We start from the raw sequence: 6,000 nt of genomic DNA, 5'->3' as shown, positions 1-6,000 counted from the left end.
CGTACCAGCTGAACTGGTACGGCGGCGCGGCTTTTTCGTGCCGGCTCAGCGCGGGATCACACGCCGAACGGCGGCGCGTAGCGGATCGTGCCCGCCGGTAGCGGGCTCCCATCCAGCGACATGGCCATCAACGCCTCGTCGGGCACGTCGAAGGACACGCCGATGCCGTGCCCGGAGGCGATCGTGAACCCGAAGCGCGGGTAGTACTCGGGATGCCCGAGCACGACCACGACACTCTCGCCCAGCTCGCGGGCCGCCTGGAGCGCCGCCCGGGTGACCACCGCGCCCGCCCCCTGCCTCTGTACGGCCTGCGACACGGCCACCGGCCCGAGGGCCAGCGCGGGCGCCTGCCCGACGTGGCAGCGGGTGAGGAGGGCGTAGGCGACGATCTCCCCGTCAGGGGCGACCCCCACCCAGGACAGGCCCGGAATCCAGGCCGGGTCGAGGCGCAGCGCCTCGACGAGGTCGGCTTCCAGCGGGGTGGGGAAGGCCGACAGGTTCACCGCGCGGATGGCAGCGGCGTCTTCGGGCGCTTCCGCCCGCGTGGAGATGTTGAACGGCATGATGTCGAGCGGTGTGGTGTTCAACGGAACCCTTCATCGGAAGAGAGGGCTCCCGCGGAGAACGGCCGAGCTCAGCGGCAGTGACCGGCTCCCGGGCAGCCCGGAAGGACAGAGGAGGAGATGCCGCGCACAACAGCGGCCACCCAACGGGCGGTCATACGCTCCTCGCTCCCTTCCTGCTCAACCGGCATACAAGCCGTCGTTTCCACCGACGTCGATCAAGGTACCGCATGGCTACCCGATGTGTCGCCCCGCACGGCCGAGGTCATCCGCTCTTCGCCGGATGTCGGGGGTTCGTCGTCCTGCAGGGTTCGCATCGGTGACGTCGAAGCTCAGCTCACCGGGCACATCGATGCGGGGCTCAACGTGGGCCGCACGCCAGTGGGATCGTCCAGGTGATCATTCATCTGAATAGTGGCGCGGAGACCCGATCCTTCAGGGTCAGGAGGGGAGCGCCACCCCTCCTTTCGAAAACAGTATGGAAACTATCGGTCACGTTCGGTAACGTGTGCGGTGGGTGAGAGCGCTGTTACAGGAGGTGCGCGATGGCGATCCGCCGCTCCGCCACCAAACGCCACGGCCTGCCCACGGTCGTGCAACTGCGGCTCGCGCCCGCCCCGGCTCAGGCCGAGGCGCTGGCCGCGGCGGTGCTGCTGTGCAATCAGGCGGCCACCGTCGTGTCCCGGCTGGCCTGGCAGCACCGCGTCTTCACCGTGCTGGAGCTGCATCGGCTGGCCTACTACGAGGTGCGCGGGCAGCTGGCCGGGCTCGGCGCGCAAGCCGCCATCCGCGCGATCGCCCGGGTCGCCGGCGCCTACGCCAACCGGCGCGCCAGCAAGAAACGCGCCCACATCTTCCGCCCGTACGGCGCTGTCCCCTATGACGCCCGGCTGATGAGCTTCAACCGGGACGCCCGCACGGTGTCGCTCTGGACCCCCACCGGCCGCGTCACCGTCCCCTACACCGGCCGGCCAGAAGACCTCAAAGCCATCGAGGCACTGCCTTTCGGCGAGGCCGACCTGATCTGCCGGTGCGGCGTGTGGCTGCTGCAGGTCGCGGTCACGCTGGCGAAGCCGGTGGTGCGTGAGCCGGTCGGCGGCTTTATGGGGGTGGATCAAGGGGTGGCGAACCTGGCGGTCACCTCCGATGGCGTGGTGCTGCCCGGCCCGGCGCTGCCGGGGCCGGTCGGCGGCAACGGCCACGTCCGCACCCTGCGGCAGCGCCGCCACCGCCAACGCCGACGGCTGCAGAAGAAGGGGACGTCTGCGGCGCGGCGGGTGCTGCGCCGCCTTGCCGGGCGTGAGCACCGGATGATGACCGACCTCAACCACCAGATCAGCACGTTCGTGGTGCGTGAAGCCGAACGCACCGGCCGCGGCATCGCCCTGGAGGACCTGCAGGGCATCCGCGGCCGGGTAAGGGCTCACCGGTTCCAGCGGCGCACCCTGCACAGCTGGGCATTCGCCCAGCAGATCACGTTCACTCGCTACAAGGCCGCCCGGGCCGGGATCGCCTTCCTGCTGGTCGACCCCGCCTACACCTCGCAGACGTGTCCGGAGTGCGGGCACATCAGCAGGACGAACCGGCCGGCGCGGGGCCGGTTCGTCTGCAAAAGGTGTGGCCTCGCTGGGCACGCCGACCACATCGCAGCCCGCAACATCGCCACACGCGGCATAGCGGGCTGGGCTGACATCAACCAGCCACACGCTACCGGCCTCCCCTCAGCCAGACGGGACCGTGAGAGCAAACCACCAGCTTCAAACGGTGGTAGTTGATTGCGTCCAGTACGCGGGCTTCCCAAGGGCGATCAACGCGATCAATGTGGCGAAGAAGGTCTTCGAACAGAGGGGTGTGGCGTGAGATGCCGACCGTCGTACTGATCGGGACGCTCGACACCAAGGGCGAGGAGTACGCCTGGCTGCGCAACCGGCTGGTGGAGCTGGGCAGCGACGTGCTCGTGGTCGACGCCGGAGTGAACGAGCCCGGCGAGCCGCTGCTCGCCGACGTCTCCAACGCGCGGGTGGCCGAGGCGGCGGGAGGTGACCTGCGGGCGCTCCAGGAGGGGGGCGACCGCGGGGCCGCCGTCACCGCCATGGGCGAGGGCGCGGCGGCGATCATGGCCGGGCTGTACGCCGAGGGCCGGGTCGACGCGGTGCTGGCCGTGGGCGGCAGCGGCGGGTCGTCGATCGCCGCGCGGGCCGTCCGCGATCTGCCGATCGGCCTGCCCAAGCTGATCGTGTCCACGATGGCGTCGGGTGATGTGTCGCCTTATGTCGGGGCAAGGGACGTCACGCTGATGTACAGCGTGGTCGACATCGCCGGCGTCAACCGGGTCTCCCGGGCGATCCTCGGCAACGCGGCCGCCGCGTCAGCGGGCATGGCCAAGGCACACCAGCTGGCCAGGGCGGTGCGTACGACGCAGAGCGACGAACGGCCGCTGATCGGCGCGTCGATGTTCGGCGTGACCACGCCCGCCGTGGACGCGGCGCGCGAGCGGCTGGCCGAGCTCGGCTACGAGGTGCTGGTCTTCCACGCGACCGGATCGGGCGGCCGGGCGCTGGAGGGGCTGGCGGCGAGCGGGCTGCTGGCCGGGGTGCTGGATCTGACCACCACCGAACTGGCGGACGACCTGGTCGGCGGGGTGCTGTCGGCCGGCCCGGACCGGCTGACGGCGGCGGGCGCGCACGGCGTGCCGCAGGTGGTCGCCCCTGGCGCGCTGGACATGGTCAACTTCGGCCCGCGCGACACCGTGCCCGAGCGGTTCGCGGGCCGGCTGCTGTACGTGCACAACCCGACCGTCACGCTGATGCGCACCACGCCGGAGGAGATGGCCGAGCTGGGCGCCCGGGTGGCCGCCAAGCTCGGCGCGGCGAGCGGTCCGACGGAGCTGTTCGTCCCGCTGGGCGGCGTGTCCGCCCTGGACGCGCCGGGCATGGACTTTCACGATCCCAAGGCCGACGCGGCCTGCTTCGAGGCGCTGGCCGCCTTTCCCGCGACCACGCGGTTCGACCTGCACATCAACGATCCGGAGTTCGGCCGGGCGATGGCCGAGCGGCTGCATCGCCTGATCTCGGGAGAGGATTCCGCATGACCAGGCAGCTCGGAGGGGATGCCTCGTGACCAGGCAGCTCGGAGGGGATGCCTCATGACCAGGCAGGAGGTGCTGGCCAGGCTGCGCCGCACCGTCGCGGAGGGGCGGCCGGTGATCGGCGCGGGCGCGGGCACCGGCCTGTCGGCCAAGTGCGCCGAGGCCGGCGGCGTCGATCTGATCATCATCTACAACTCCGGCCGCTATCGGATGGCCGGGCGCGGCTCGCTGGCCGGGCTGCTGCCCTATGGCGACGCGAACCAGATCGTCGTCGAGATGGCCGCCGAGGTGCTGCCCGTCGTCGCCGACGCCCCGGTGCTCGCGGGTGTCTGCGGCACCGACCCGTTCCGGGTCATGCCGCGCTTCCTCGACCAGCTGGCCGCGATGGGCTTCGCGGGCGTCCAGAACTTCCCCACCGTGGGCCTGTACGACGGCGTCTTCCGGCAGAACCTGGAGGAGACCGGCATGGGCTACGAGCTGGAGGTGGAGATGGTCCGGCTGGCCCACGAGCGCGACCTGGTGACGGCCCCGTACGTCTTCGACGAGGACCAGGCCCGCGCCATGGCCGAGGCCGGCGCCGACGTGCTGGTCCCGCATGTCGGGCTGACCACCAAGGGCAGCATCGGCGCGGGCACCGCCCTGACCCTGGACGAGGCCGTGACCCGGGTGCAGGCCATGCGCGACGCGGCGGCGGCCGTCCGGCCCGACATCCTCGTGCTCTGCCACGGCGGCCCGATCGCCGAGCCCGCCGACGCGGCCCATGTCCTGTCGCGTACCGAGGGCGTGGTGGGCTTCTTCGGCGCCTCGTCCGTCGAGCGGCTGCCCACGGAGCGGGCCATCACCGAGCAGGTACGAGCCTTCAAGGCGCTGAACTTCTGAGGAGCTGCCATGCACGTCAGTCCGGACGCCGTGCCCACGATGGCCTTCGACTGGGGGTCCATCAAGTGGTTCGTCACCCCGTCGGCCATCGAGGGGGCGAGCAGCACGCTGGGCGAGGTCATCATCAATCCCGGGCAGGGACACGCCCGGCACAACCACCCGACGGCCGAGGAGATCATCTACGTCATCTCGGGTGAGGCGTCGCAGATGGTCGACGACGGTGAGCCGTTCGCGATCAAAGAGGGTGACACCGTGCACATTCCGGCGGGGGCCTACCACTCGACGTTCAACTCGACCTGGCGGCCGTTGCGGCTGATCGTCACGTACACGCCCGGTGGCGAGGAGAAGGCCCTGGAAGGGGCCCCCGACCTGCACCTGCACGAGCCCGGCAGCGTTGCGGAGTGGCGTCAGGCCTGACGAGCGCCCAGCCGGGTGGCCCGGCGAGCACTGACACGGCGAGCACTGACACGGCGAGCACTGACACAAGGTGATGCCCCGCGGCCGGGCGGCCGGCCGCGGGGCATCGTTCTGCTCGGGCGGCCGCTACTTGGCGGCGAAGTCCTGGGTCCAGTAGATCTGGCCCTTGGAGTTCTTGGCCGCGCCGACACCTATGAGGTTGTACTTGCAGTTCATGATGTTGGCCTTGTGGCCCGCGCTGTTCATCCAGCCGGTGACCACCGAGGCCGGGGTCGGCTGGCCCATGGCGATGTTCTCGGCCCAGCCCGTTCCGCCGGTGAAGCCCGCCCCGCGGATGCGGTCCATGAAGCTGCGGCCGTCCTGCGAGGTGTGGCTGAAGTAGTTCTTGGTCGCCATGTCGGAGGAGTGGCCGAAGGCGGCCTTGTGCAGCTGCGCGTCGTGCTTGAGCGGCTTGCAGCCGCCCTTCGCCCGCTCCGCGTTGGTCAGCCGCAGGACCTCGTTCTCGTCGGCCGTTCCCACCGCGTCAGTCGGCGGATTGGTCGTGTTGGTGGGAACGGGAGTGGGAGTGGTGACCGTCGGCGACGGTGATGGCGTCGGCGTGGTCGTGTCGGTGGGAGTCGGAGTCGGCGTGGTCGGCGTGCAGGACGACAGCCGGACCGGCCGCGACTTGCCGGAGTTGCCGGCGTAGTCGGTGGCGACCGCGTAGTAGACACCGGGAGCGCACAGCATCGAGACCGTGACCCGGGGGCTGATGCCCCTGCCTGACGCGCTCTTGACGACCCGGTCGGGACCGGCCACCGCGCGCATGACGCGGACGCGGACGAGGGCGCTGCCCTCGCAGCCGCGCCTGGTGGCGGATGTCTGGATCTTTCCGGCGGCGGTGACCTGCGGCTTGGCCACGGTCACGCGGCATGCGGGTTGCGGCACCGTCGCGGCGTGAGCCGTGGCGACCGGCGCACCGAGGGTGGCCAGGCTCACGACACACGCGAGTACCCCTAGGGGTCTACGCATATGGGTGTCCTCCGTATGGATGGACGGCGGGTGGGCGTTCCG

Annotated in this window: 6 protein-coding genes; 4 read left to right on the top strand and 2 right to left on the bottom strand. The window is 70.8% G+C overall.

All coding sequences use genetic code 11. The annotated features are described in order from the left end of the window. Positions 1 to 56: 56 nt before the first annotated feature. Entirely contained in the window at positions 57 to 587 is a 531-nt protein-coding gene (locus tag AB0B61_RS31670) for an N-acetyltransferase (protein ID WP_358439549.1), read from the bottom strand. Positions 588 to 1,108: 521 nt separating this feature from the next. On the opposite strand from AB0B61_RS31670, the gene AB0B61_RS31665 reads away from it, so the two are divergent. From AB0B61_RS31665 to AB0B61_RS31650, 4 genes are all read left to right on the top strand, one after another. Continuing rightward, entirely contained in the window at positions 1,109 to 2,338 is a 1,230-nt protein-coding gene (locus tag AB0B61_RS31665; protein ID WP_358439546.1) for a transposase, read from the top strand. A gap of 86 nt (positions 2,339 to 2,424) precedes the next feature. Continuing rightward, a complete protein-coding gene (locus AB0B61_RS31660; RefSeq protein ID WP_358439544.1) occupies positions 2,425 to 3,654 on the top strand; it encodes a Tm-1-like ATP-binding domain-containing protein in 1,230 nt (409 codons plus the stop codon). Between the two features lie 54 nt (positions 3,655 to 3,708). Then, a complete protein-coding gene (locus tag AB0B61_RS31655) occupies positions 3,709 to 4,530 on the top strand; it encodes a phosphoenolpyruvate hydrolase family protein (protein WP_358439541.1) in 822 nt (273 codons plus the stop codon). 9 nt (positions 4,531 to 4,539) lie between these two features. Then, positions 4,540 to 4,947 carry a cupin domain-containing protein gene (locus tag AB0B61_RS31650; RefSeq protein WP_358439539.1) on the top strand — a complete coding sequence of 136 codons (408 nt, stop codon included), beginning with the start codon at positions 4,540 to 4,542 and terminating at the stop codon, positions 4,945 to 4,947. A 126-nt stretch (positions 4,948 to 5,073) separates the two neighbouring features. Here AB0B61_RS31650 and AB0B61_RS31645 read toward each other — a convergent pair whose 3' ends face one another. Further along, positions 5,074 to 5,958, bottom strand: coding sequence for a CAP domain-containing protein (locus tag AB0B61_RS31645; protein ID WP_358439536.1), 885 nt, complete (start codon positions 5,956 to 5,958; stop codon positions 5,074 to 5,076). Between the last annotated feature and the right edge of the window lie 42 nt (positions 5,959 to 6,000).

This window comes from Nonomuraea sp. NPDC049158, assembly GCF_040648335.1.
Lineage (GTDB): Bacteria > Actinomycetota > Actinomycetes > Streptosporangiales > Streptosporangiaceae > Nonomuraea.
Note: the sequence above shows the minus strand (reverse complement) of the source record. Positions and strands in the feature narration are given on the sequence as shown.